Origin of the sequence: Tsukamurella sp. 8F (assembly GCF_029167375.1) — a bacterium.
In the GTDB taxonomy this organism is placed as follows: Bacteria; Actinomycetota; Actinomycetes; order Mycobacteriales; family Mycobacteriaceae; genus Tsukamurella.
The window spans coordinates 72,083-97,069 of sequence record NZ_JARFTP010000009.1; the positions used below are offsets into that span (position 1 = coordinate 72,083).

The 24,987-nt window shown below is 68.7% G+C and carries 22 protein-coding genes and 1 tRNA gene; 14 read left to right on the forward strand and 9 right to left on the reverse strand.

Annotated elements, in window-relative coordinates:
- Positions 1–2 precede the first annotated feature (2 nt).
- From P0W64_RS09360 to P0W64_RS09385, 6 genes are all read right to left on the reverse strand, one after another.
- Positions 3–78 (reverse strand) — tRNA-Arg (locus P0W64_RS09360).
- 103 nt (positions 79–181) lie between these two features.
- Positions 182–1,690, reverse strand: a complete 1,509-nt coding sequence (locus tag P0W64_RS09365) for an MFS transporter (protein WP_275479822.1) — start codon at positions 1,688–1,690, stop codon at positions 182–184.
- A 115-nt stretch (positions 1,691–1,805) separates the two neighbouring features.
- Complete coding sequence (locus P0W64_RS09370) at positions 1,806–3,407, reverse strand: VWA domain-containing protein (protein WP_275479823.1); 1,602 nt, start codon at positions 3,405–3,407, stop codon at positions 1,806–1,808.
- Positions 3,408–3,471: 64 nt separating this feature from the next.
- A complete protein-coding gene (locus P0W64_RS09375; RefSeq protein WP_275479824.1) occupies positions 3,472–3,705 on the reverse strand; it encodes an antitoxin in 234 nt (77 codons plus the stop codon).
- A 5-nt stretch (positions 3,706–3,710) separates the two neighbouring features.
- Entirely contained in the window at positions 3,711–4,826 is a 1,116-nt protein-coding gene (locus P0W64_RS09380; protein ID WP_275479825.1) for an MBL fold metallo-hydrolase, read from the reverse strand.
- A complete protein-coding gene (locus P0W64_RS09385) occupies positions 4,826–5,560 on the reverse strand; it encodes an enoyl-CoA hydratase (RefSeq protein ID WP_275479826.1) in 735 nt (244 codons plus the stop codon). Before P0W64_RS09385 ends, P0W64_RS09380 begins: the two co-directional genes overlap by 1 nt.
- A gap of 23 nt (positions 5,561–5,583) precedes the next feature.
- On the opposite strand from P0W64_RS09385, the gene P0W64_RS09390 reads away from it, so the two are divergent.
- Positions 5,584–6,657 (forward strand): NAD(P)-binding domain-containing protein, encoded by a 1,074-nt coding sequence (locus P0W64_RS09390; protein WP_275479827.1) that lies wholly within the window; start codon positions 5,584–5,586, stop codon positions 6,655–6,657.
- A gap of 82 nt (positions 6,658–6,739) precedes the next feature.
- Here P0W64_RS09390 and gdhA read toward each other — a convergent pair whose 3' ends face one another.
- The 3 genes from gdhA to P0W64_RS09405 all read right to left on the reverse strand — a co-directional run bounded on the left by gdhA (position 6,740) and on the right by P0W64_RS09405 (position 10,028).
- Complete coding sequence (gdhA, locus tag P0W64_RS09395) at positions 6,740–8,071, reverse strand: NADP-specific glutamate dehydrogenase (RefSeq protein ID WP_275479828.1); 1,332 nt, start codon at positions 8,069–8,071, stop codon at positions 6,740–6,742.
- Between the two features lie 111 nt (positions 8,072–8,182).
- Positions 8,183–9,151, reverse strand: a complete 969-nt coding sequence (locus P0W64_RS09400) for an ABC transporter substrate-binding protein (protein WP_275479829.1) — start codon at positions 9,149–9,151, stop codon at positions 8,183–8,185.
- Between the two features lie 46 nt (positions 9,152–9,197).
- Positions 9,198–10,028: an aldo/keto reductase gene (locus tag P0W64_RS09405; protein WP_275479830.1), complete on the reverse strand. Its 831-nt coding sequence runs from the start codon at positions 10,026–10,028 to the stop codon at positions 9,198–9,200.
- Positions 10,029–10,148: 120 nt separating this feature from the next.
- Here P0W64_RS09405 and P0W64_RS09410 point away from each other — a divergent pair, with 120 nt between their 5' ends.
- From P0W64_RS09410 to P0W64_RS09470, 13 genes are all read left to right on the forward strand, one after another.
- Complete coding sequence (locus tag P0W64_RS09410) at positions 10,149–10,445, forward strand: helix-turn-helix transcriptional regulator (protein WP_275479831.1); 297 nt, start codon at positions 10,149–10,151, stop codon at positions 10,443–10,445.
- A gap of 11 nt (positions 10,446–10,456) precedes the next feature.
- Positions 10,457–11,005, forward strand: a complete 549-nt coding sequence (locus P0W64_RS09415; RefSeq protein ID WP_275479832.1) for a hypothetical protein — start codon at positions 10,457–10,459, stop codon at positions 11,003–11,005.
- Positions 11,002–11,889, forward strand: a complete 888-nt coding sequence (locus tag P0W64_RS09420) for an ATP-binding cassette domain-containing protein (protein WP_275479833.1) — start codon at positions 11,002–11,004, stop codon at positions 11,887–11,889. The genes P0W64_RS09415 and P0W64_RS09420 overlap by 4 nt, the downstream gene beginning before the upstream one ends.
- On the forward strand, positions 11,886–13,112 hold the full coding sequence (locus tag P0W64_RS09425; protein ID WP_275479834.1) for an ABC transporter permease: 1,227 nt from the start codon (positions 11,886–11,888) through the stop codon (positions 13,110–13,112). The genes P0W64_RS09420 and P0W64_RS09425 overlap by 4 nt, the downstream gene beginning before the upstream one ends.
- Before the next feature lie 38 nt (positions 13,113–13,150).
- On the forward strand, positions 13,151–14,653 hold the full coding sequence (locus tag P0W64_RS09430; protein WP_275479835.1) for a carboxyl transferase domain-containing protein: 1,503 nt from the start codon (positions 13,151–13,153) through the stop codon (positions 14,651–14,653).
- 156 nt (positions 14,654–14,809) lie between these two features.
- Positions 14,810–16,129, forward strand: a complete 1,320-nt coding sequence (locus P0W64_RS09435; protein WP_275479836.1) for a replication-associated recombination protein A — start codon at positions 14,810–14,812, stop codon at positions 16,127–16,129.
- 104 nt (positions 16,130–16,233) lie between these two features.
- The gene (locus P0W64_RS09440) at positions 16,234–17,550 is read left to right on the forward strand and encodes a hypothetical protein (protein ID WP_275479837.1); all 1,317 of its coding nucleotides are present in this window, start codon (positions 16,234–16,236) and stop codon (positions 17,548–17,550) included.
- Complete coding sequence (locus P0W64_RS09445; RefSeq protein WP_275479838.1) at positions 17,547–18,503, forward strand: glutamate ABC transporter substrate-binding protein; 957 nt, start codon at positions 17,547–17,549, stop codon at positions 18,501–18,503. The genes P0W64_RS09440 and P0W64_RS09445 overlap by 4 nt, the downstream gene beginning before the upstream one ends.
- A 2-nt stretch (positions 18,504–18,505) precedes the next feature.
- Entirely contained in the window at positions 18,506–19,702 is a 1,197-nt protein-coding gene (locus P0W64_RS09450; protein WP_275479839.1) for a hypothetical protein, read from the forward strand.
- On the forward strand, positions 19,699–22,062 hold the full coding sequence (locus P0W64_RS09455) for a serine/threonine-protein kinase (protein WP_275479840.1): 2,364 nt from the start codon (positions 19,699–19,701) through the stop codon (positions 22,060–22,062). Before P0W64_RS09450 ends, P0W64_RS09455 begins: the two co-directional genes overlap by 4 nt.
- A 5-nt stretch (positions 22,063–22,067) precedes the next feature.
- On the forward strand, positions 22,068–23,000 hold the full coding sequence (locus tag P0W64_RS09460) for a protein phosphatase 2C domain-containing protein (RefSeq protein WP_275479841.1): 933 nt from the start codon (positions 22,068–22,070) through the stop codon (positions 22,998–23,000).
- Positions 22,997–24,283, forward strand: a complete 1,287-nt coding sequence (locus P0W64_RS09465) for a VWA domain-containing protein (protein WP_275479842.1) — start codon at positions 22,997–22,999, stop codon at positions 24,281–24,283. Before P0W64_RS09460 ends, P0W64_RS09465 begins: the two co-directional genes overlap by 4 nt.
- Complete coding sequence (locus P0W64_RS09470; RefSeq protein WP_275479843.1) at positions 24,280–24,969, forward strand: FHA domain-containing protein; 690 nt, start codon at positions 24,280–24,282, stop codon at positions 24,967–24,969. The genes P0W64_RS09465 and P0W64_RS09470 overlap by 4 nt, the downstream gene beginning before the upstream one ends.
- Positions 24,970–24,987 lie beyond the last annotated feature (18 nt).

The window sequence follows — 24,987 nt, forward strand, 5'->3', positions numbered from 1 at the left end:
CCTGGTGCCCCCGACACGATTCGAACGTGCGACCTGCCCTTTAGGAGAGGGCTGCTCTATCCCCTGAGCTACGGGGGCGGACACACCCGTCGGCTGAGCACCGGACGGGCGGTTCGGAGTCTACGGCACCGCGCACGGTCGCCGTGTCCCCAGGGATCGAGGAACGGCGCCGGGCCACCGGTCAGCGCCCCGCGGCCGCGACCTCTTTCGCCTCCGCGTAGACCTCGGCCGCCTCTTGCGGAGAGTCCACCTGGGGCGGCGAACCGACCAGGGGCTGCGTCGCGGTCTCGCGCAGCGCCCACACCGCCCACAGGCCGACCAGACCACTGAGAATCAGATAGAAGCCCGGGAACAACTTGCTGCCGGTCGCGGTCACCAGCGCCGACGTGACCAGCGGCGTGGTGCCGCCGAACGCGGACACCGCGATGTTGAAGCCGATGGACAATGCGCCGTAGCGGACCGCGGTGGGGAACAGGGCCGGCAGCGTCGAGGCGGTCGGGGCGGCGAAACACGCCAACACGATGCCGAACGCGACGCAGGCGATCGCGGGCGCCCAGACGTTGCTCATTCCGAACAGCCAGAAGCAGGGCACGGCGATGATCACCTGAACGATGCCACCGAACGCGAAAACCGCACGGCGGCCGACGATATCGGAGATGTGCCCCACAACGAGGATGAGCAACACGACGACGACCATCGACGCCAGCACCAGCATGTCGGCGGACAACTGGCTGCGATGCACGACCTCGGTGAAGTACGTCGGCAGATAGGCGGTGATCATGTAGTTGGTGACGTTGTAGAGGATCACCAGACCGATGCACACGAGCAACGGCTTCCAGAACTTCGTGAAGATCGACGCGATCTCGCCGCCCGCGGATTCCGCTGCCCGGACCTTGTTCTCGTGTGCGTCCAGCTGCTCGCGGAACGCCGGCGTGTCCTCCAGCTTCATCCGCAAGTACAGCCCGATGAGCCCCATCGGTCCGGCGATGAAGAACGGAATCCGCCAACCCCAGGCGACCATGTCGGCCTCCGACATCGACGCGTTCAGGATCGTGACCATGAGCGAGCCCATCGAGTATCCGATGAATGTGCCGAAATCCAGCCAGCTGCCCAGGAATCCGCGCCGCTTGTCTGGCGAGTACTCGGCGATGAACGTTGTGGCTCCGCCATACTCACCGCCGGTCGAGAATCCCTGCAGCAGGCGCGCCAGGAGCAGCAGCACGGGAGCCCACAGCCCGATACTCGCGTACGAAGGGATCAGGCCCACGCAGAACGTGCCGACGGCCATCAGGATCATGGTGGCCGCCAGTACCTTCTGGCGTCCGATGCGGTCGCCGAGGGGCCCGAAGAACAGCCCGCCGAGAGGCCGCACCACGAAGGCCGCCGCGAACGTCGCGAACGTCGCGAGCAGCTGCGCCGCACCGGAGGCGTCCGGGTAGAACACCTTGCCGAGGGTGGTCGCCAGGTATCCGTAGACGCCGAAGTCGAACCACTCCATCATGTTTCCAAGAGCCGCGGCCGTGATCGCCCGTTTCAGCATCGGCTGGTCGACGACGGTGATCGACTCCTCGGTAAGCGGAGGCTTGCGACGGAGCAGACCGGCCAACACCCGACGCCGGGAGCTGGCTACGTACGCCGAACCCCAGCCGTGTGCCAGCTGCGCGTCCGCGTTTTGTTCGAACTTGGACATATCCATGACCGTATCGAATGCAAACGATCAGTCACGAATCGTTCACGCACTCGGACCCCGACATGTCCGGGCGAGTCGTGATAAATCGTGACGTAGCGGCACGGCGCGCAGTGGGCTACTTCGTCGTGCGCTTCCCGACGGCGGTGACGAAGTCGGCCAGCAGGTCCTGCTGCGAATTCGCGCGCAACGCGTTGCCGCCTGTGGCCTCGGCGATCCTGGTGATCGCGTTCATGTCGGCGTCCTGTGAGATCCCGACGGTGTTGATCATGATCGGCCTCGCCGGATCGGCGATCGACTTCAATTGGGACACCAGCGAATCCAGGCTCATGCCGCCCGGGTCCTCGTCGGTGCCGTCGGTCAGCAGGATCACGGAGTTGGAGTAGGCGGGATCGAACTGCCCCTGGGCCTGCTTATACGCGGCGAGCGCGGTCGAGTACAGCCCGGTTCCTCCCTTGACCCGCTTGGGCAGTGTGTTCGCGGCGTCGATCAGCGTTTGGCGGTGGCTGGCGGAGCCGTCCTTCTGCCCGAGCGGTTCGGTCGGCGCGAGGGAGACCCAGTTCTGACCCGAGGAGGACAGGGAGAACGCCCACAGGCCGATGCTGTTCGTGTCGGAGATCATGGAGACCACTCTGTCGAATCCGGACACCGTCATCCCGATGCGGGTGGTGTCGCCGGACGCGAACCCCATCGATCCCGAGATGTCCACCACGACGATGGTCTTGAGCGGGATCGCAACGGCCGCGAGCGCTTTCGCGCCGGCTTTCAGCTTCGCCGCATCGGGTTCGGGCAGCAACTCGACGTCGCCGACGCCGCCGTCCGGGCCGCCCTTGCCTGCATCCGATCCGTCCGGGCGCAAACCGGCGGACTTCAGCGCGCGGGCACCGTCGGAAGACGTGAATGCGCCCGCAAGCTTCTCCCCCGCGGGCGTCACGTCCGTGCGGCGGTCGCCTGTGGCGGTCACGACGAGCTGGACCCGGTCGAGGGCCGTGCCGCTACCCGGCACGGCGGCGGCGACCGCGGAATCGGCCTTCTTAGCCTGCAGGTACGCGTACTCCGGCACGACGACCGTTGCGCCGGAGTCCTTGGCCGCCTTCACAGGATCACCGCTGCCGGAGACAGGCTGCACAGCCTGCGCGTAGCGGGTGAGTGCGCCTGTGAGCGCCTGTTCATCACCGCTCTTGCTCCCGGCCTCGGCCACAGCCGCGACGAGCGGGGCATCGGCGAACGGCGAATCCTTAGGCAATGAACGCAGATCAGGCGAGCCGAGCGCGTCGAGCCAGTTCTTGGGAGCCGGCTTCTGAGCGCCGGCGAGAACGATCGGCGACGTGGCAACCGTCGTCGCCGGGAGGTCGCGACCCACCTGTGAGCTCACCTCTGCGACTCGGGCATCAGACGGCGCCAGCCAGAGATCGGGGGTCGTGCCGCCGCCCGCGAGGCGTGCCGGCATCGAAGCGTCTGCTGCGGACTCCACCGAGTAGGTCGTGCACGAATCCGATGCGGCCGCCGCGCGCTGTTCGGCGACCGGCTTCAGAGCATCGTCGACAGCCACCGTGACCTTCGACGAGGATGAGCAGTGCCCGCCGCCGGCGGTGGCGAAGACACGCCACAGACCGACGACGAGCAGCACTGCCAGCGCCAGCGCGAGGACCGTCCACCACGCGCGGCGGCCGCCCCGCTGGGCGACCGGAGTGGCGTGCGCGGCTTGATGGCGACCCATCGGCTTCCTCTCGCTGGCGACTCTTGTGGGTCAGCTTACAAAGCCGCGCCGATGGTCATATCCGCTACTGGCCAGGCTGGCCTTCCGGTGCCTGGCCCTCTCCACCCTGGTTCTGCGGGCCCTGGTTCGCCGGTCCCTGCCCGCCGGACCACTTGCGCGCGGCGTCCTGTGCCTTGTCGACGCCACCGGAGTACTTGCCGCCGGTCTTCTTGTCGACGATATCGCCGGCCTTGTCGATGATCTTCGGGTTCTTGCCCAGTGCCTGCTTCGCCTTATCGGCCAGATTCTTGAAATCCATGAACTTCAGGCTACGGTGATCCACCACTTATCGCGACGTATACCGCCGCGTGGCTGTCTCACGATGTCGACCCGACCGCCCGGTTTCGGCACGAAGGTCTCGATTCCGGCCTCGTCGGCGGCGGCCAGCAGCCGCTCGACCGGCTCGGCCCAGTCGTGGAAGGCGAGGTTGAATGTGGCCCAATGGATCGGCACCAGCGCCGCGTCCGGCTTCGCGATCATCCGGTGGATCTCTACGGCCTGCTCGGGCGTCGTGTGCACATCGGGCCAGAGCTCGTCGTACGCACCGATGGGTACGAGCGTGAGGTCGAACGGCCCGAAGGCATCGCCCACCAGCTTGAACCGCTCCGTGAAGCCCGTGTCACCGCCGAAGAACACCGAGTGCCGCGGCCCCACTATCGACCACGACGCCCACTGCGTGCTGTTTCGCGAGAGTCCCCGGCCCGAGAAGTGGCGCGCCTCGGTGCACACGATCTCGAGGTCGCCGATCCTGTGGGCCTGATCCCAGTCCCGCTCGACGATCCGGTCGTCCGGCACGCCCCACGACCGCAAGTGCTCGCCCACGCCGATGGGCACGAGGAACGGCATGTCCTGATCGCGGGTGAGGGCCTCGATCGTGGGCAGGTCCAGGTGGTCGTAGTGGTCATGGCTGATCACCACTGCGTCGACGCGTGGTATCGCCTCGAGCGCGACGGGGACCGGATGTAGCCGGCTGGGCCCGATCGTCGGCGACGGACTGACGCGCTCTCCCCACACCGGATCCGCAAGCACGCGGTACCCGTCGACCTCGATCAATACCGAGGAGTGCCCGTACCAGGTGACCGCCAGCTCGGACGCCTCGACGGGCGCGATGGACGCCGCGAGAGGGATGGGCCGGTGCGGGCGGCCCCGTCGGGAGCGCGCGACGAAGCCACGCAGGACCTTGCCGACCCCGAAACGCTCGTGCGGCGTGTCGGGGTCGGTATTGGTGAATTCGCGTACGGCCTTGGCTCCCATCGAGCGCTTGAGCCCCCGCGATGCCCGCGCAACGGACAGCCCGGCGGCACCCGCGGCGGCGCCCACGGCGAGCCCGGCCGCCGCGGTCCGGACGGGCACCCGATGCCCGCACATCTGCGTCGACATCACTTGCCCTTGAACACGGGCTCGCGCTTCTCGAAGCGGGCCGCGAGAGCCTCTTTGAGATCCTCGGAGTCCCATACGGCGTGCAGGCGGTCCGCCTCGACTGCGCTCATCTGCTCACGTGCATAGTCGTTCTTGAACAGCGCCTTGTAGTTCTGTAGCGACAAGGGCGCCATCTTCGTCAGCCCGCGCGCGTACTCGATCGCGGCCTCGGTGTCCCCGATCATGTTCGCGAATCCGAGTTGCTCGAGTAGCGGCGCCTCGAGTTTCTTCGCCGCCATGAGCACGCTCCGCGCGTGCCCGCCCCCGACGAGGTTCTCCAGCCGCCGCAGCGTCCACTTGTCGATGGTCACGCCGAGTTTGGCAGCGGGGATGGCGATCGATGCGCTGGGGTCGAGTACTCGCAGGTCCGCCATCATCGCCATCTGCACACCCGCGCCGACGGCCGGGCCGTTGAGCGCGGCGACCACTATCTGCTTCATCCGCTCGGCGCGCGCGTAGAAGCGGATGACCCCCTCCATGAAACCCTTGTCCAGCACCGCTCCCGACCGCAGGTCCGCCCCGGCGCAGAACGCGCTGCCCTGGCCGGTGAGCACGATGACGAACACGTCGTCTGCTTCCGCACGGTCGAACGCCTCGACCAGCCCCTCCATCAACTCGGGATTCAACGCATTCCGCGCCTCGGGGCGCTGGAACTCGATGACCGCCAGCCGGTCCTCACGTGTGTAACCGATCATGAGGCGCAATCTACGCTACTGGCGTGACACAGGTCGTCGTGGTCGGAGCGGGACAGGCGGGGTTGTCGGCGGGGTACTTCCTGCCGCGGTTCGGGGTGGAGGACTACGTGCTCCTCGACCACTATCCGGGCCCCGGCGGTGCGTGGAGCCGCCGCTGGCCGTCCCTCACGCTTCGGGCGGCCAATCGCGTCCACGACCTGCCCGGATGGGGCCTGCAGGAGGCACTCGGATCCGATTGCGACGACATCCCCGCCGCCGACGGAGTCGCGGCCTACTTCGGGGCCTACGAGGACCGCTTCTCGCTGCCGGTGCGGCGTCCGGCGCATGTATCGACGGTGACCCGCACGTCCGATCCGGATCACCCCTACGGCGTGGCATTCATAGAAGGCGGGGAAGAATTCACCCTGCGGCCCGCTGCGGTTATCAATTGCACGGGGACTTGGGACCGTCCCTTCTGGCCGACCGTGCGGGGCAGCGGCTCGTTCCGCGGCCTCCAACTGCACGCGCATGAGTACCGGACGGCCGAGCCGTTCGCGGGAAAGACCGTCGCGGTGGTCGGCGCAGGCATCAGCGCCGTGCAACTGCTCATCGAGATCTCTGCCGTGACCGACACCGTCTGGTTCTCGCGTCGCGAACCCCAGTGGGACGAAGGGCCTTTCGATCCGGATAAGGGCAGGCGTGCCGTCGCGCGCGTCGATGAGCGGGTGCGTGCCGGACTGCCGCCCGGGTCGGTGGTGTCGGTGACGGGGCTGCCGCTCACACCGCCGATGCGCGCGGCGCGCGACGCCGGGATCCTTGCCTGGAACCCGATGTTCGCGGCCATGGAGCCCGACGGCGTAGTGCTCGCCGACGACACGCGCCGCCGAGTCGATGTCGTCCTGTGGTGCACCGGATTCCGCTACTCGATGGACCATCTGGCACCTCTGGGTCTGCGATCGCCGGGCGGTGGGATCCGGATGACGGGTCGTCTCGCCACCGAGGTCGCGGGCGAGCCGCGCCTGCACCTGCTGGGCTACGGACCTTCCGCGTCCACCATCGGTGCCAACCGCGCCGGCAGGGAGGCCGCCCGCGCCATCGCGGCGCTGGTCACCGGGTAGCACCGTCACGAACCGGGGTCTGAGAGCGCCTATCCCGTCATATAGCGGGATAGGCGCTCTCAGGCCTCGGTTCGTGACGGGATCAGATGACGCCCAGGGCCAGCATGGCGTTCGCGACGCGGATGAAGCCGGCGATGTTGGCCCCCGCGACATAATCACCCGGCCGGCCGTACTCGTCGGCGGTCTCCAGACAGCGAGCATGGATGCCGCGCATGATCTCGGCGAGCCGTTGCTCGGTGTACTCGAAGCTCCAAGAGTCGCGAGAAGCGTTCTGCTGCATCTCTAGTGCGCTGGTCGCGACGCCGCCCGCGTTCGCGGCCTTGCCGGGACCGAATGCGACGCCGGCGCCCGTGAGCACCCGGGCGGCCTCGGGAGTACACGGCATGTTGGCGCCCTCGCCGACTGCGACGACTCCGTTCGCGACGAGCCGCTGCGCCGCCTTCTCGCCCAGTTCGTTCTGCGTGGCACACGGCAGCGCGATGTGACAGGGCACATCCCACACCGATCCGGCGCCGACGAACTCGACGCCGCGCTTGTCGGCATAGGCGGTGAGGCGGCCGCGCTGGACCTCCTTGATCTCGCGCAGCAGCTCGAGGTCGATGCCGGTCTCGTCGACCACGTAGCCTCCCGAGTCGGAACACGCGACCACGGTGCCACCGAGTTGCTGGGCCTTCTCTATCGCGTGGATCGCCACGTTGCCCGAGCCGGACACGACGACACGGCGACCGTCCAGCGACTGCCCGCGGGTGCGCAGCATCTCCTCGACGAAGTACACGACGCCGTAGCCCGTGGCTTCAGTACGTACCTGCGAGCCACCCCAGGTCAGCCCCTTGCCCGTGAGTACGCCGGACTCGTAGCGGTTGGTGATCCGCTTGTACTGGCCGAACAGATAACCGATCTCGCGCCCGCCGACGCCGATGTCGCCGGCCGGCACGTCGGTGTACTCGCCGATGTGCCGGTACAACTCCGTCATGAAGGACTGGCAGAAGCGCATGATCTCGGCGTCGGAGCGGCCCTTGGGATCGAAGTCGGAACCGCCCTTCCCGCCGCCGATCGGCAGACCCGTGAGGGAGTTCTTGAAGATCTGCTCGAATCCCAGGAACTTCACGATCCCGAGGTACACCGACGGGTGGAAGCGCAACCCGCCCTTGTACGGGCCGAGCGCCGAGTTGAACTCGACGCGCATTCCGCGATTGATCTGCACCTCGCCGGCGTCGTCCACCCACGGCACTCGGAAGATGATCTGCCGCTCGGGTTCGCACATCCGGCGGATGACGGCCGCATCGACGTACTCCGGGTGCTTGACCACCACCGGTTCGAGACTGTCGAGGACCTCGCCCGCCGCCTGATGGAACTCGGTCTCCCCCGGGTTCCGTTGCAGCACCTCGTCGTATATCTCCGCCAGTGGTGGCAAACCAGCCTCCTCGAATCGCCTGTCGTGATCCGGGCGACCGTAGCGCGATACTTCCGTTTCGGGAAGAGTTGGGGCACCGAGATGCCCGGATAGTCCGTCTCAGGTGAGAGCTCAGCCCTGGGCCACTCGACCGAGTTCGGCGTCGAGCGACCCCGGCAGCCACGCTTTGCCCAGATAGCCGGCGTTGTTGATCGCCTCACCCTGGGCGTCCGACAGCCACACGACTCGGGGCGCGATCGCCGACCACACGGGCATCGCCTCGAACACCGACCGCTCGGCCTGCGGCCGAGCCATCAGCAGCACCACTCGGCCGTCGATATCGGTGACCGTCTCTGCGGAATACGTCGTCACCTTCCTGGTCCTCTCGACCTCCTCCTGGTCGGCCGCGGGCTTCAGCCCCGACAGCCGCAAGACCGCACCACCCGTGCCGAGCGTGACGGCGCCGCTGCGGGCGAGCCCGAACGAATACGTGGTACGCGCAAGTCCCGGATGCCTGCTCGCGAGCGCGCGATACTTCTCCTCGGCGGCGGCCACGAGCTCCTTTGCGCGGCCAGACTTCCCGAGCGCGGCACCAACCTGCTCGACACCTTCGCGCCAGTCCGGCGCACTGCCGAGCGCATCGAAGAACAGCGTCGGGGCTATGCGGCTCAGCTGGTCCTTGAACTTCATGAGGTTGACCCACGCGGGCGCGATGATGAGATCCGGCTTGTGGGCCGCAACCGCCTCGACCTCGACGCCGACGGTCATATAGTCGCCCAGCGAGGGGTCGATCGCCTTGTCGTTCCTGTGGTCGGCGAGATACGGCAGTGCGTCCAGGTACTTCACGCTCGCGGCGACCGGCTGCTCACCGAACGCCAGCACGTTCTCGAAACCCGCATCGGTGAGCGCGACTATCCGCTGCGGCGGGTGCTCGATCGTCACCGAACCCGCCGATGAGGTCACCGTCACCGGGAAGCCCGACCCCGCGGCCCGAGGAGCCGCGGCATCGTCGGGAACGGACCGGCCGCACGCCGCCACCGCCGCGGTGGCGACGAGCGCCAGAGCGCAGCAGCGGAACAGGCGGCGATCCGGCATCGTCATGCCGGGGATCGTACGGCGGTGTGGTGAGGCTTACCAGAGCCGGGAGCTACCTGAGGTTGAACTCCGCGGGGTTCGGGCCCGTGCGGCCGTCCGGCGAGTCGAGGTCGGTCAGCCGCGTGACCTCGTCGTCGGTGAGCTCGAAGCCGAACACGTCGAAGTTCTCCGCGATACGCGAAGGGGTCACCGACTTGGGGATGACCACATTGCCCAGTTGCAGGTGCCAACGCAGAATCGCCTGCGCGGGGCTTACGCCGTGCGCCTTCGCGACCTCTGCGATGGTCGGGTCGTCGAGGATCGCTCCCGATCCCAGCGGCGACCACGCCTCGGTCGCGATGCCGACCCGGTTATGGAAAGCGCGCAGCTCGCTCTGCGTGAACCGCGGGTGCAACTCGATCTGGTGCAGCGCCGGCACCTCGCCGGTCTCATCGATGAGGCGCTCGAGATTGTCGAGCGTGAAGTTACTGACTCCGATCGACCTGACGCGACCGGAATCGCGGATCGCCTGGAAGGCCTTGAAGGTATCGACGAAGAGATCGGCCTCAGGTACCTGCCAGTGGATCAGATACAGGTCCACGTAGTCGGTGCCGAGTCGGCCGAGCGACGCATCGAACGCCTTCAGCGTCGAGTCGTAGCCCTGGTCCGCGTTCCACAGCTTGGTGGTGAGGTAGACGTCCTCGCGGGCGAGACCCGACTCGGCGATGGCGCGGCCGGTGCCCTCCTCGTTGCCGTAGATCGCGGCGGTGTCGATGCTGCGGTAGCCCACTCGCAGCGCCTCCGCGACGGCCGTCCGGGCACCGCCGTCCGGCACCTGCCAGACGCCGAAGCCCAGCTGCGGAATGGTCGTGCCGTTGTTCAGGGTCGTATTCGGGACAGTCATGTCCCAGTGCAACGAGCGGACACCCGAGCGTGTTCCTGTTCCGATCTCGGTGCGGCGAATCCGATAACGATTCGACGGTCGGACTTGACATATTAACGGGAAAACACAACACTTCGATGCGTGAGTCCGGTACGAAGGGGCGAGAAGCTCCCCATCTACAACCGCATCGGCGTCCTGCGCGCCGAGCGGAGCATGACGCGGGCGCAGCTCGCGGAGCTGGTCGGTATCAACGTTCAGTCGGTGGGCGCACTCGAGCGGGGCGACAACTACCCGAGCCTCGACCTCGCGTTCCGCGTGTCCGACGTGTTCGGCCTGCCCGTCGAGGCGGTGTTCGGCCGAAAGCCACTCGGCCCACTGTCGACCGAGATCTACCGCGATCGAATGCGGCCCGCCGAGCCGCACGAGACCGAGAAATGAAGGAGCACTGCATGATATCCAGGCTGCAGCGCCTAGAACAGTGGCGTGCCGGGCGGTACGACCTCCGTCGCGCCAAGTATCAGAAGATACTGCCGGGATGGCACAACCGCAGGGTCCGGCGGCGCCTGGTCGCCGTCACCCTGGCACTCAATGTGGCCACCTGGGCCTCCGCTGTCGCTTCCTACTTCACGCTCTGGGCGATGATCGGCGTCGTTGCGTTCATGCTGCTCACGCTGCTCGGGATGTCCCTGGTGAAGATCGCGAACGAGGACGTCACCGACGCACCCCGCGCCGCTCTCGACGAGTTCGAACTACGCGAACGCGATGCGGCGCGCTCCGTGGGGTTCTTCGTGTTCTGGGTCGGCGGCTTCGTGCCCTACCTGGTGCTGGTCACACTCGCACCGATCGACGGTCCCTACCGCGGCGCGGTCGCGTACCTCGGCGCCTACCTCGTCCTGTCCGCGCTCATGTTGGGCGCGATAACCCCGATCCTGTTGTCCGCATGGGCGCGTGAGGACGCGCCCGAAACCGACCCCTATCTGGAGGGAGAGGCCGGATGAGCCTCGAGATCGACCACCTGTCCAAGCAGTACGGGAGCGTACGGGCACTCGACGGCGTGACGTTCACCGTCCGCCCCGGCGAGGTGTACGGCTTCGTCGGATCGAACGGAGCGGGCAAGTCGACGACGATGCGCATCGCCGTCGGAGTGCTGGCCGCCGACTCCGGCACGGTGCGCATCGCCGGGCATCCCGTCGACGCGGAGACCCGGCGGCGGATCGGGTACATGCCTGAGGAGCGCGGCCTGTACCCGAAGATGAAGGTCGGCGAGCAGCTGCGCTATCTTGCACGGCTGCACGGCTTCTCGGCTGCATCTGCCGCGCGCGCAGCCGAAACGTGGACCGACCGGCTCGGCGTCGGTTCCCGTCGCGAGGACACCGTCGACGCACTATCCCTCGGCAATCAGCAGCGGGTACAGCTCGCCGCCGCGCTGGTCCACTCCCCCGACGTCCTGATCCTCGACGAGCCGTTCTCCGGGCTCGACCCGGTGGCGGTCGACGTCATGAGCGACGTGCTGCGCGAGAAGGCGCGCGAGGGTGTGCCCGTGCTGTTCTCCAGCCATCAGCTCGACCTCGTACAGCGGCTGTGCGACCGGGTCGGGATCATCACGCACGGCGCGCTGCGCGCCGAGGGCACCGTGGCCGACCTACGAGCGACCGGCGCCGCGCACCTGACGGTGGCTACCGATGCTCCGTCGGGCTGGGCCGACCGGGTCCCGGGCGTCGTGCACGCGGACTACCGACCGGGCCGGACGGTGCTGACCCTCGCCGACGGAACAGACACCCAGCCGATCCTGCACGCGGCTCTCGCATACGGGCCGGTACGGGAATTCGCTTCCGCGCGACCCGATCTCACCGAACTCTTCCGAGAGGTGGTTTCCGCATGACAACCCAGCAGACCAAACCGGCACCGACCGAGGAGTCCCAGGTCGCGCGTCCCGGCGCCGCTCGCACCGTCGGGCTGATCGCCCGGCGCGAGATCTCTACCCGCATGCACGGCAAGGCCTTCCGCATCACGTCGGCCATCACGCTGGTCGTGATCGTCGGCGGCCTCATCCTGATACATGCACTGTCCGGCGGCTCGGAGAAGACGTCGATAGGCGTCGCGGGGGGCGATGCGGCACTGGACCACTCGATCCAGGTAGCGGGCGAGTCCACCGGGAAGTCCTATGACCTCCGGCATTTCGCGACCGCAGAAGAGGCGCAGCGGCACGTCGAGGACGGTGACGTCAAGGGCGCCCTGGTACTGAGCGCCGGGCATTACACTGCCTACTTCGACAAGGAGGGAGACCCGACACTCACGGCCCTCTTCGGCGCGGCCGCGCGACAGCACGCGATCGCCACGTCACTCGACGCGACGGCGCAATCGCAGTTGCAGCACGCTACGGAGGCCTCGGCCCTGACGGTGCATGAGCTCGCGCCACCGCCGGCCGACCAGGGGCAGCGACTCGTCATCGCATACGCAGCGGTGGCACTGCTCGCCGCCTCGATCATGGTGTCGGGACAGCTGATCGCGCAGGGTGTGGTCGAGGAGAAGGCGTCCCGGGTGGTCGAGATCCTGCTCGCGACGGTCTCCCCGACGCACCTTCTGTGGGGCAAGATCCTGGGCATCGGCGCGCTCGCTGTGGGCCAGCTCGTCGTATACGCGGCCGCCGGACTGATAACCGCGCAGGCGCTCGGGATGCTGAGCCTCGCGCTGACCGCGTACTCGGTGATAGCCCTGTCCCTGGTGTGGTTCGTGTTGGGCTTCCTGTTCTTCGGCACGCTGTATGCCGCAGCCGCATCGCTGGTGTCCCGCCAGGAGGAGGTCGCGTCCGCGAGCGCACCGCTGACGATCCTGTCGATGGGCATGATGTATGCCGGGATCTTCGGGGTGCAGTTCCCCGACGCCACGTGGGTGAAGGTGCTCTCGTACATCCCGCCGTTCTCCGCGACGCTGCAGCCGATGCTGGTGGCGACGGTGCACGCTTCAGGAGTGCAGCTGGTGCTCCCCATCGTGCTCGCGATCGTGATCTGCGCGGTGGCAGTGGTGCTCGCAGGGCGCATCTACCGTCGCTCGGTGCTGCACGCCGGCGCCCGGCTCAGCTGGCGGCGCGCGCTCGGCCGCTGACGAAACCTCGATCACGATGAGCCGGTTAACCTGAGACCATGGCGACCTCGGCTCAGGACTTGATCACGACGGTGCTGGACCGGGGCACGTTCTTCAGCTGGGACACCCCCGCCGTGGACGTGCACCCGTCCTCCGCGTACGCGGAGGAACTCGCCCGAGCGCGGGAACGGACCGGGCGTGACGAGGCCGTGCTCACCGGCGAAGGCCGGATCCGCGGCGTCCGTGTAGCGCTCGTGTCGTGCGAGGCGGACTTCCTCGGCGGCTCGGTCGGCGTCGCGTCGGCGGAGCGCGTCGTGGCCGCAGTCGAGCGCGCGACGGCGCTGCGGCTACCGCTGCTGGCCACGCCCGCATCGGGCGGCACCCGGATGCAGGAGGGCACGATCGCGTTCCTACAGATGGTCAAGATCACGGCGGCGGTCGCGCGGCACAAGCAGGCGGGGCTGCCGTACCTGGTGTACCTACGGGATCCGACGATGGGCGGTGTCTTCGCATCGTGGGGCTCGCTCGGGCACGTCACCGCCGCGGAGCCCGGCGCACGAGTGGGCTTCCTCGGGCCACGCGTATACCGGACGCTGCACGGCGAGGACTTTCCCGAGGGGGTCCAGACCGCCGAGAACCTGTTCGCGCACGGCCTGATCGACGGCGTGGTGCCGGTCCGAGTGTTGCGGCTGCTGGTGCACCGTGCGCTGAGGGTCATGTCGGGCGACACGACTGCCGATCCGCTCGCGCCCATGGTGTCCGACGACGAGCTCGCCGCGCCCCCTGCGGACGTGTCCGCGTGGGAGTCGGTGCAGGCGAGCCGTGCTCCAGGGCGCCCCGGCGTCCGTTCGGTGTTGCGCCACTGCGCCACCGACCACGTCCCACTGTCCGGCACGGGTCAGGGCGAATCCGATCATTCGCTGTTGCTCTCGCTGGCCCGCCTGCGCGGCTATCCGTGCGTGGTCGTGGGCCAGGACGACCTGGGCGGCCGGCTGCTGCTCGGACCTGCGGCGCTGCGCTCGGCCAGGCGAGGCATGCGGCTGGCCGCCGAGCTCCGGCTCCCACTGGTCCTGATGATCGACACGTGGGGTGCCGCGCTCTCGCAGGCCGCCGAGGAGGGCGGGCTCGCGGGTGAGATCGCGCGCTGCATGGCAGATCTCGTGACGCTACCCGTACCCACGATCTCGGTCCTACTGGGCCAGGGCACCGGAGGCGGAGCGCTCGCGATGTTGCCTGCGGACCGGGTGCTCTGTGCGCAACACGCGTGGCTGGCGCCGCTGCCTCCGGAGGGAGCAAGCGCCGTCGTACACAGGACCCCCGACCGCGCGGAGGAGATGGCGGAACTGCAGGGCATCCGCTCAGCGGACCTGCTGCGGGACGGCGTCGTCGATCGCGTGATCCCGGAGCGCCCGGACGCTTCGGTCGAGCCGGACTCGTTCGCGACCCGCGTGGGTCTCGCGATCAGCGAGGCACTCGCTGATCTCTCGCTCGTTCCCGCCGACATCCGCGCCACCAGGCGCCTGGACCGCTACCGTCGTCTCGGCCTGCCCGACGGAGACTGACGCCGCGCGCACAGGACCAGATCGCACTGTCCGGCAGGCATTCCGAGGCTCCCACACCTGGACGACCGATCCCGCCTCGTGCCCGGAACCGGGTCAGTGCATACGCGCGTACTCGATACCGCCGCGGGGCTCGGCGCGCTGCGTACCGTGGGTGACATGGACGCACCGTCGTTGTTCGAGCCGGACGAGAAGTCCCGACCGCTTGCGGACCGATTACGCCCGACGACTCTGGCGGACGTGGTCGGGCAACAACACCTACTGGGACCTGACGGCCCGCTGGGACGGATGGTCGAACAGGGACGGATGGTGTCGACGATCCTGTGGGGCCCGCCCGGATGCGGGAAGACCACGATCGCCCGCCTCCTCGCCGCCGGGGCCGATCTGCACTTCGAACCGCTGTCTGCGACGTTCTCGGGCGTCGCAGACCTGCGAAGGATCTTCCAGGCGGCTACCAAGAGGCATGAGATAGGCTATGGGACACTGCTTTTCGTCGACGAGATCCACCGATTCAATCGCGCGCAGCAGGACAGCTTCCTACCTTACGTCGAGGACGGCACGGTGGTCCTCGTCGGTGCGACCACCGAGAACCCGAGCTTCGAATTGAACGGCGCGCTGCTGTCCCGGTGCCAGGTGTTCGTGCTGCGCCGGCTGGACGAGGACGCCCTGGACATCCTGATCGCGCGCGCCGAGGAGCTGACCGGCCGCGCGGTTCCCGTCGACGGCCACGCGCGCCAGGCCCTCGTCGCAATGGCGGATGGCGACGGTCGCTACCTGCTCAACATGGTCGAGCAGGTCATGGCGTTACCCGAGACCGGCGAGCCGTTGGACGCGGCCGGCCTGGCGCACGCGGTCCAGAAGCGTGCGCCGCTGTACGACAAGACCCAGGAGAGTCACTACAACCTGATCTCGGCGCTGCACAAGTCGATGCGGGGATCGGACCCCGACGCAGCGCTCTACTGGCTCGCACGGATGCTGGACGGCGGGGAGGACCCGCTGTACGTCGCACGCCGGGTAGTCCGGTTCGCCACCGAGGACATCGGGATGGCGGACCCGCAGGCGTTGCCGCAGGCACTCGCGGCGTGGGACGCGTACCAGCGCCTCGGCTCACCCGAAGGCGAGCTGGCGATCGCGCAGGCCGTGGTCTATCTCGCCACAGCACCGAAATCCGTTGCGGTGTACCGCGGTATGGGCGAGGCGATGAAGGCCGCGCGCAAGAGCGGATCTCTGGCTCCGCCCGCACACATCCTCAACGCGCCCACGGGATTGATGCGCGACCTCGGTTACGGTGCGGGCTACCAGTACGACCCCGACGCCGCCGAGGGCTTCTCGGGCGCCGACTACTTCCCGGAAGGTGCCGCACGCCAGCGCTTCTACCGCCCTACGCTCGCCGGCTACGAACGAGAGGTCTCGCAGCGTCTGGATCACTGGGACCGCCTGCGGGAGCAGCGACGCGACCCGACCGAAACGGCAGAGTAGGCGCGTACGAAAACGGCGCACTTTCTTAGGTAATTGACGGCTTCCAGGCCTTGCGAGGGCTCGTCCTGTGGCTAGTCTGGCCACAATCCGCTGAGGAGGTGACCATGACGTCAGCCGTCGAGAGCGCGAGGCCGATCCGCGAGACCCGCATGACCCAGGCGCGCGACCTGGCCCGCACCACACCCGGCATCCTGATGCTGCTGGCGGTGGCCACCGTAGTGGCCAGCGTCCTCGTCGGAGCGCTGACCGCCGGCGGCGTGGCGCACAGGGCGAACACCCTGGACACCCTGGAGCATCGCAGCGGTCCCCTCGCCGTCGCCGCCCAGGACGTGTATCGGGCTCTCTCCGATGCCGACGCGACCGCGAACAGCGGTTTCCTGGCGGGCGGGCAGGAATCGCCCGCGGTGCGGTCCCGATACACCGCGGACATCCGCCAGGCGGGCGCCGCTCTCGCACTGGCCACGTCGGCGCAGTCGTCGTCCACCACGGCGGACCCGAGCAGTCCCGTTGCCGTCCTCACCGCCAACCTGCCGGTGTACACGGGCCTCGTCGAAACGGCGCGGGCCGACAACCTGCAGGGGCTGCCCGTCGGTGCCGCGTACCAGCGCGAGGCGTCGCATCTCATGCGCGGGCTGCTGCTGCCCGCAGCCGAGAGCCTGTACCGGACGCAGGTCGCGCACCTCGCCGCCGACGAGGACTCGGCCGGCGGCTTCCCGTGGACTGAGGCGGCAGTCGGCCTGATCCTGATCGCGGTCCTCGCGGCGGCCCAATGGTTCGTGTGGCGCCGCTCCCGCCGCCGCCTGAACGCCGGTCTGACACTCGCGACCCTGGCCGCCACGCTATCGCTGTTGTGGGTACTGCTCGCCTCGTTTCTGGTGATGAGCTCGGTACACAGCGCTCGCGCGGACGGGTCCAGCCAAACCGACGTCCTGACCGAAGCCCGTATCGACGCCCTGCAGGCCCGCGCCGACGAGACGCTCACCCTCGTGGCCCGCGATGGCGGGGCGGAGTACGAGAAGGACTACACAGCAGCTTATTCCAACGGCAAGGGGATGTTGGACAGGGCATTGTCGATCGCCACCGACCCGCATGTCACGCGTGAGGTCCGAGCCGCGCGGGATGCGCAGACGCAATGGAACGGCGCACACGAGGCCATCCGCAGCTCCGACGACGGCGGCGACTACGGTGCGGCGGTGCAGCGCGCGATAGGTACCGAACCCGACGGCGCCGCAAGTGCTTTCGATAAGGTGGACACGTCGTTATCATCCGCGATCGCCGCCACGAGCGGGGCGTTCGAGCGCAACGTGGCGGACGCCCACGACACTCTCACCGGAGCGGTGTGGGGCGTGATCATCCTCGCCGTTCTCACCGCTGCCGCCGCGGTGGCCGGACTCTGGCAGCGGCTGAAGGAGTACCGATGAAGCGCTCGACCATCGCCGTCGGCACCGCGGTCATGCTCACTCTCGCCGCGTGCGGGAGTCGCGAATCCGCCTTCAGCGTAGCCACTTCCGTCAGTGCAGGGGCGCCCTCGCCTGCCGGGGCCACGCAGGTGCGCTCGCTTCCCGGCACCGCATCGGACACGAGCTGCGGGGACCCGACAGCGAGCTATCGTCCGTCGACGGCATCCGGACCCGGACTGGCTGCGATCCGGGCGCGCGGCCGCCTGATCGCGGGGGTGGACCAGAACACCTTTCAATTCGGATACCGCAATCCGGTGAGTGGCAACCTGGAGGGCTTCGACATCGACATCGCGCGGGCGGTCGCTCAAGCCGTCTTCGGACGAGCCGACGCTATACAGTTCCGGGTAGTCAACTCCGCCAACAGGATCGACGCCGTCAAGAACCACGATGTCGACATCGTGGTCGAGACCATGACGATGAACTGCGCCCGCTGGCGCGACGTCGCGTTCAGCTCGGTCTACTACCAGGCGGGGCAGCGAGTGCTGGTGGCGAAGGACTCGAAAGCCACGTCGATGGCATCACTCGGCGGCAGGAGAGTCTGCGCCGCCGCTGGTTCCACATCCATACAGAACATCGTCGATGCACCGTCCAAGCCCGTCGGGATACAGGTGCCGGGCTGGACCGACTGCCTCGTGATGATGCAACAGAACCAGGTAGACGCCATCTCCACCGACGACACCATCCTCGCCGGTCTCGCCGCGCAGGACCCGTTCACCAAGATCGTCGGTCCCCCGATGACGTCCGAGCCCTACGGGATCGCCGTGGCCAAGGACCACCTCGACCTGGTCCGCTTCGTCAACTCGGTACTGGATCGCATGCGCTCGGACGGGCAGTGGGCAACGATATACAACCACTGGCTCGCAAGCCTTCTCGGCGGGAGCGCAATCCCGCCCACACCGAAGTACCGGGACTGACCGTGGCCACCGACCTGCAAGAGCTGGGCCGCACCCTCGACCTCGTCGTCGCCGACGGCGAGCGCCTCGCGGAGGCTTTGGTGGCCATGGACTCCCACCCCGCGCTCGCCTTGGTTCGGGACGCGGCGTTGAGGGGCGTCACGGCACGTCGCTGGGCTCAGGCGTCGACGGCGATGACGACCGTCTGGGAGCAGTACAGCTGCCTCAAGGAGCTCGTCGACCACGGTGTGGACATCCGGAGCCGCGCTGAGCGATCAAGGCGGCCGGCCGATTCCGACCTGGCATTACTTACCGAGCTACTCTACGGCCCCGTCGTCGGCGCCGCAGCACTCGCAGACGGGCAGCCGGGTACCCTTGCCGATCTCATCGCTGAGATGCAGGCCTCGCATGCCACCGTGGTCGCGCTGCTCACAGAGGTCGACTCCGCATGGAAGGCCACTGTGCCGCCGCTCGACACCGTCGACCGGCGGCTCGCGGAGGCCGCACGGATGGCGGAATCCGTTTCTGCAGGCAGGAACCGGGCATCCGCGCTGCGCCGCGAGTTGAACCGCACCCGCGAGTTCGTACTCACCGATCCGCTCTCGGCACTGATCGATGACCCGGTGCGGGCGCTCGCCCGGCGTGTCGAGGAGCTGGCGGCCGAGCTGTCCCGGCTCTCGGCGGTGCGGGACGATTTCACTGCTCGGCTCGCCGCCCTCGAGGCGGTACTGACGGACGTCGAGTCGATGGAGGAGACCGCCCACCAAGCCTATTCCGCGGTCCTGGAGAAGGTCGCAGCGCCCGGGCTGGCCGAGCCCGACCGCGACGGGTCGGCGGCGTTGCGGGCCAGAATCGAACGCTTACGCTCTCTGCGCGACACCGTCAGCTGGGAGGCCGTGGCCGCAGAGCAGGAATCCGTCGACCGTTTCGCCGGGGAGACCCTCGCTGCGGCGCGGCTGGCCCTGCGCAGCGTCACGGGTCTGCTGGACCGAAGGGCGGAGCTGCGGGGGCGACTCGAGGCATACCGGGCCAAGGCAGCGCGACTCGGGTACGCCGAGGATGCCGAGCTCGCGACCCTACACCACACCGCCGAGAACCAGTTGTACTCGGCTCCTTGCGATCTGGCCGCGGCTACCCGCGCGCTCAATCGCTACCGGGACGCCCTGATGGAGAAGACCGGACCCGCGCAGGCGGCGCCCGTCGAGGAGGGACCGCGATGACCACGACAGGCGCATGCGCACGACCCGGGTGCAACGGGAGCATCGACGCAGACGGGTTCTGCGACAGCTGTGGCATGGAGGCCACGCCTCCGTCACCCGCCCCCGATCCAGGCGTCACTGCGTCTCGTGCAGGCGATCTCGGCGGGCCTGGCACCGCTGCGGCCGAACCGGGCACCGCGGCCACGCCGTACGACCCGTTCACCTCCGCCACGGGCGCTGCGACCGGATCCGCGACGGGCCGCGGCGCCGGCGGTTTCACGGGCTCCGCCCGCTCCCGACGCGGCTCCAGCCGATCGTCCGGGCGATCGGGCCGGTCCGGGCGGCGCGGCCTGCTGGGTGCAGGTCTCGTCGAGGTCCCCCGCGTGCCGTACCGCGATCCGCAGTCGGCGGTCCTCGCCGACCCGAAGGTACCGGAGAGCCGGCGCTTCTGCTCCAAGTGCGGTGCCGAGGTCGGCCGGGCCCGCGACGGGAGCCCGGGCCGCACCGAGGGCTTCTGCCCGGCCTGCCGCAATCCGTTCTCCTTCTCCCCCAAACTGGCGCCGGGCGAAGTGGTACACGGTCAGTACGAGGTACTCGGCTGCCTGGCACACGGCGGCCTGGGGTGGATCTATCTCGCTGCGGACCGCGCGGTCGCCGACAGGTGGGTGGTCCTCAAGGGCCTGCTCGATTCCGGCGACGCCGACGCGATGGCGGCCGCCGTCGCCGAGCGGCGATTCCTGGCCGAGGTCGAGCATCCGAACATCGTGAAGATCTACAACTTCGTCGAGCATCCGGACTCGAATACCGGTGCGCCCGTGGGCTACATCGTCATGGAGTACGTGGGCGGCGAGTCGATCAAAGGCATCCTCCAGAAGATCCGGGCGACCGAGGGCCACAAGGCATGCCTGCCCCTGCCGCAGGCGATCGCGTATGCGCTCGAGGTCCTCCCGGCGCTCGGCTACCTGCACTCGAAGGACCTGCTGTTCTGCGACTTCAAGCCGGACAACGTGATCCAGACCGAGGAGCAGCTCAAACTGATCGATCTCGGTGCCGTCCGCGCGATCGAGGACGAGGACAGCCCGATATACGGCACGATCGGATACCAGGCTCCGGAGATCGGCACCGAGGGACCGTCGGTTCAGTCCGACCTCTACACCATCGGGCGCGCCCTCGCAGTCCTGACCTTTCCATTCGACTACCTGCGGGCACACAAGGAGACGCTGCCCGACGCGACGGAGGAGCCCCTCCTCGCGCAGCAGGAGTCGTACCATCGGTTCCTGCTGCGTGCCACGTCTACGCACAGCGCCTCGCGATTCGCGTCCGCGGACGAGATGCGCGATCAGCTGACCGGCGTGCTCCGCGAAGTACTCGCCGAGCAGGACGGGAAGCCACGGCCCGGAACTTCCACCGAATTCACCCCCGAGCGTGCGTCGTTCGGGATCACGGCGGCACTCGCCCCGCCGTCGCCCGCCGTCGTGGCGGCCGCACTGCCGGTGCCCAAAGCCGACTCCGATGACCCCTCGGCAGCCTTCCTCGCGACGGTCACGGCGATTGCTCCCGAGCGCGTCGCCGACGAGCTGGGTCACGCCCCGAAGAACAGCCCGGAGGTGCGGCTCCGCCTCGCACGGGCCCACCTCGACGCTGGAGACACGGCAGCTGCGCGGCGGCTCATCGACGGCGTCGCAGCGCTCACGGCAGACTCCGAACGCACCTGGCCTATCGCGTGGTACCGCGGCATCGCCGCGCTGACCGACGGAGACGTCTCCGAGGCGGTCGCACAGTTCGACCTGGTGTACTCGGCCGTCCCGGGGGAGCAGGCGCCCAAGCTGGCCCTCGCCGCCTGCGCAGAGCAGGCGGGCGATCATCGGCGCGCTGCACAGCTCTTCCGCGCGGTGTGGCGCACCGACGCCGCGTACGTCAGCGCAGCCTTCGGCCTCGCTCGAGCTCTGGCTGCGGACGGCGACCGGCGATCGGCCTACGAGGTCCTGTGCACCGTGCCCGACACCTCGAGCCACCGGATCACGGCCCGCCTCGCAGCCGCCGCGGCCCGTGTCGAGGCCGTCCGACCCGAGCGACTCGCGGCCGACGATCTTCTCGCGGCCGGCACCCAGATCGAAGGTATCGACGACGAGCTCGACGCGCGCCGAAGGGCGCTCGCCTCGGAGCGCGTCCTCGGCAAGGCGCTCGAATGGGTCCATGTCGGCGGCTCGCCGCCGCCCGACGACGCCACGCCGCTCCTGGGCGCTCGTCTCGCCGAGCCGGACCTCCGCGCCGCCCTCGAAGGCTGCTACCGCACGCTCGCTCGCCATGCATCGTCCCCGAAGGAGCGGATCGCGTTGGTGGACAAGGCGAACCGCATTCGGCCGAAGTCGTGGATGTGAGTGCCATGACGACATGCCCCGAATGTGGCGTCGACGTCGCCCGCGATCAGCGGTTCTGCGAGTCGTGCGGACGCCCGCTACTGGTCCGCCGCACCCCGGTCGGAGGAGCCGCAGATCGGACCCGGGTCGACTGGGATCTCGGTGCGGTCGTGGGCGTCAGCGACGTCGGCAACCGCCGCACGCGCAACGAGGACGCGATGGCGTTCGCGGTGGTGTCCACGGAGGCCGGCGGCGCCGGGCCCGCCGCGGCCGTCGCGGTGGTATGTGACGGGGTGGCCACGTCCGACCGGGGGCACCTCGCGTCGCAGGCCGCCGTCGACGTGGCCTGCGACGTCCTGCTGGACGCCGTTCTCTCTTCGGGGGCCGCACCGTTCACCATCGAGAATGCAGGCAGCGCAACGCAGGAGGCGGTATCGGGCGCCGTGGCAGTCGTCAGTGAGCTTGCCGACCCCGCGAACCCGGACACAGCCCCGTCGTGCACATTCGTGTCGGCGGTCGTGACGCCCGGGCAGATCGTCGTCGGCTGGGTGGGTGACAGCCGTGCCTATTGGCTGGCCGCACCCGAAGGCAGATCCCGGCGACTCACCATCGACGACACCCTCGCGGTCGACCTGATCGCCGCCGGTGTCCCGGAGGAGGTCGCGAACTCTGCGCCGCAGGGACACGCACTGTCCCGCTGGATAGGCGCAGACGCAGCCGAGACCCACGCGCGGATCGCGACGCTGCGCCCCGATGGCCCGGGCGTCCTGCTCCTGTGTAGCGACGGTCTGTGGAACTACCTGCCCGAATCCGACATGCTGGCCGCGGTCGTCCACGGTGCCGCTGAGACCGCTTGGGCTGCGACCGAATCCGTCGAGAACGCACTCGACATGGGCGGCCACGACAACATCACCGCGGTGCTCGTACCGATCCCGCTCGACGAGAGGAGTCAGCGATGACCGACCATCCCGAGTTCACCGTCGAGGTGTTCCAGAACGAGTACCTCACCGTAGGCGCCACGGACGTGAACGCCATCGTGACGGTGACGTCGTCCGGGTCCACCGCACCCGGCGTCGGCGACGCCGCCGAAGTGATCGTGGTCGACACGTCGGGTTCGATGGGACAGCCCCCGACCAAGCTGTCCGCGGCCAAGCAGGCGACGATCGCCGCTATCGACACTCTGCGTAACGGCGTCGAGTTCGCTGTCGTCGCCGGCAATCACGCGGCACGCCCGGTGTACCCGCCGGGCGGGCTCGCGGTGGCGGGCTCCAAGACCCGCTCGCAGGCCGCAAGCGCCGTACGGCGCCTCGGCCATGGTGGTGGCACGGCGGTCGGATCCTGGCTCCTGATGGCGGACAGCCTGTTCCGCGAGACCGAAGCGAAGATCAAGCACGTCATCCTGCTCACCGACGGGCGCAACGAGAGCGAGGAACCGGAGGAGCTGGAGGCCGCGCTGCGCACCGTGTCGGGGCGTTTCGTCGGCGACTGCCGCGGCGTCGGAACCGACTGGGAGGTACCGGAACTGCGCCGCGTCGCGGACGCGCTGCTCGGCACCGTCGACATCGTGGCCGAGCCCGCCGGGCTCGAAGCGGACTTCCGAGCCATGGCGGGCGCGGCGATGAGCAAGACGATAGGCGAGGTGTCCCTGCGCCTCTGGACTCCCGAGGGCTCCTCAGTCGTCTTCGTGAAGCAGGTCGAGCCGACGCTGACGGATCTCACCGCCCGTCGCGTCGAGGTGCCGCCCCGCAGCGGCGACTACCCCACCGGCGCGTGGGGCGCCGAGAGCCGAGATTTCCATGTATGTGTACGTGTTCCGTCCGCATCGGTCGGCGACCGCATGCTCGCGGCACGGGTCGGCCTCGTCGGATCCGACGAGGCAGTACTCGGCACCGGCAAGGTGCTCGCCGTATGGACGGACGACATGGCTCTGTCCACGAGGATCAACCGTGAGGTCGCGCACTACACCGGGCAGGCGGATCTAGCGGCGGCGATCCAGGAGGGACTCGAGGCTCGGCGCGCCGGCGACGTCCACACCGCGACCGCGAAGCTCGGGCGCGCGGTGGAGCTGGCCACGAAGTCCGGCAACAGCGACACCGTCGAGCTGCTGGCAGGCGTCGTGGAGATCGATGATCCCCACACGGGCACAGTACATCTCAAGCGCAACGTGGCGGCGGTGGACGAGATGACTCTGGACACCCGCTCATCCAAGACGTTGCGGGTGAAGAAGCAGGGGGGATCATGAACACCTGCCCGCAGGGGCACAGCTCCAGCGACGACGAGTTCTGCGACGTGTGCGGTCTCTCGATCGGAGGCGGTACTCCCCCGCCCGCAGGCGCAGCGCCTTCCGCTCTCTCGGGTGGGCCCGACCCGGCACCTCCGCCGGGCGCGCGGTGCGTCGCCTGTGGCGGTGAGCTCGCCGGTCGGTTCTGCGAGGAGTGCGGTCACGATTCGCTGCAGCCCGTGGCCGCAGCGTCCGCGTCAACCCCGACGTCCGCGTCGGTCGCCGCGCCGCAGCAGTGGACGGCGATCGTGACCGCGGACCGCACGTACTTCGACTCGGTGATCGCGGACGAGGGCCCCGACGCCGGAGGAATCACGTTTCCGCCCTTCTGTCCGGACCGCACGTTCAGCCTCGATGGCACACAGGTCACCGTCGGGCGTGCGAGCCGCAGCCGCGGCATCCACCCCGACATCGACCTCACGGGCCCACCTGAGGACCCCGGCGTCTCTCACCTGCACGCCGTGTTGCTCGCCCGCGACGACGGAGACTGGTCGGTCATCGATCTCGGATCGTCCAACGGCACATCGGTGAACGGCGATCCTCTCGCCGCGAACGCTCCTCGCCCGGTAGGCACGGGCGACATCATCCACCTCGGCGCCTGGACCCGCATCACCCTGCGGCCGTCCGGCGACAGCCGCTCGGAATAGCTCCCGCAACAGGCCCTC

What these genes read in the sequence shown, in the direction of transcription:
- P0W64_RS09465 (WP_275479842.1), top strand. Translation starts at nt 22,997, where the DNA reads ATGACCGACCATCCCGAGTTCACCGTCGAGGTGTTCCAGAACGAGTAC.
- P0W64_RS09425 (WP_275479834.1), top strand. Translation starts at nt 11,886, where the DNA reads ATGACAACCCAGCAGACCAAACCGGCACCGACCGAGGAGTCCCAGGTC.
- P0W64_RS09400 (WP_275479829.1), bottom strand. Translation starts at nt 9,151, where the DNA reads ATGACGATGCCGGATCGCCGCCTGTTCCGCTGCTGCGCTCTGGCGCTC.
- P0W64_RS09445 (WP_275479838.1), top strand. Translation starts at nt 17,547, where the DNA reads ATGAAGCGCTCGACCATCGCCGTCGGCACCGCGGTCATGCTCACTCTC.
- P0W64_RS09455 (WP_275479840.1), top strand. Translation starts at nt 19,699, where the DNA reads ATGACCACGACAGGCGCATGCGCACGACCCGGGTGCAACGGGAGCATC.
- P0W64_RS09440 (WP_275479837.1), top strand. Translation starts at nt 16,234, where the DNA reads ATGACGTCAGCCGTCGAGAGCGCGAGGCCGATCCGCGAGACCCGCATG.
- P0W64_RS09435 (WP_275479836.1), top strand. Translation starts at nt 14,810, where the DNA reads ATGGACGCACCGTCGTTGTTCGAGCCGGACGAGAAGTCCCGACCGCTT.
- P0W64_RS09405 (WP_275479830.1), bottom strand. Translation starts at nt 10,028, where the DNA reads ATGACTGTCCCGAATACGACCCTGAACAACGGCACGACCATTCCGCAG.
- P0W64_RS09385 (WP_275479826.1), bottom strand. Translation starts at nt 5,560, where the DNA reads ATGATCGGTTACACACGTGAGGACCGGCTGGCGGTCATCGAGTTCCAG.
- P0W64_RS09415 (WP_275479832.1), top strand. Translation starts at nt 10,457, where the DNA reads ATGATATCCAGGCTGCAGCGCCTAGAACAGTGGCGTGCCGGGCGGTAC.
- P0W64_RS09375 (WP_275479824.1), bottom strand. Translation starts at nt 3,705, where the DNA reads ATGGATTTCAAGAATCTGGCCGATAAGGCGAAGCAGGCACTGGGCAAG.
- P0W64_RS09460 (WP_275479841.1), top strand. Translation starts at nt 22,068, where the DNA reads ATGACGACATGCCCCGAATGTGGCGTCGACGTCGCCCGCGATCAGCGG.
- P0W64_RS09420 (WP_275479833.1), top strand. Translation starts at nt 11,002, where the DNA reads ATGAGCCTCGAGATCGACCACCTGTCCAAGCAGTACGGGAGCGTACGG.
- P0W64_RS09380 (WP_275479825.1), bottom strand. Translation starts at nt 4,826, where the DNA reads ATGTCGACGCAGATGTGCGGGCATCGGGTGCCCGTCCGGACCGCGGCG.
- P0W64_RS09430 (WP_275479835.1), top strand. Translation starts at nt 13,151, where the DNA reads ATGGCGACCTCGGCTCAGGACTTGATCACGACGGTGCTGGACCGGGGC.
- P0W64_RS09370 (WP_275479823.1), bottom strand. Translation starts at nt 3,407, where the DNA reads ATGGGTCGCCATCAAGCCGCGCACGCCACTCCGGTCGCCCAGCGGGGC.
- P0W64_RS09470 (WP_275479843.1), top strand. Translation starts at nt 24,280, where the DNA reads ATGAACACCTGCCCGCAGGGGCACAGCTCCAGCGACGACGAGTTCTGC.
- P0W64_RS09365 (WP_275479822.1), bottom strand. Translation starts at nt 1,690, where the DNA reads ATGTCCAAGTTCGAACAAAACGCGGACGCGCAGCTGGCACACGGCTGG.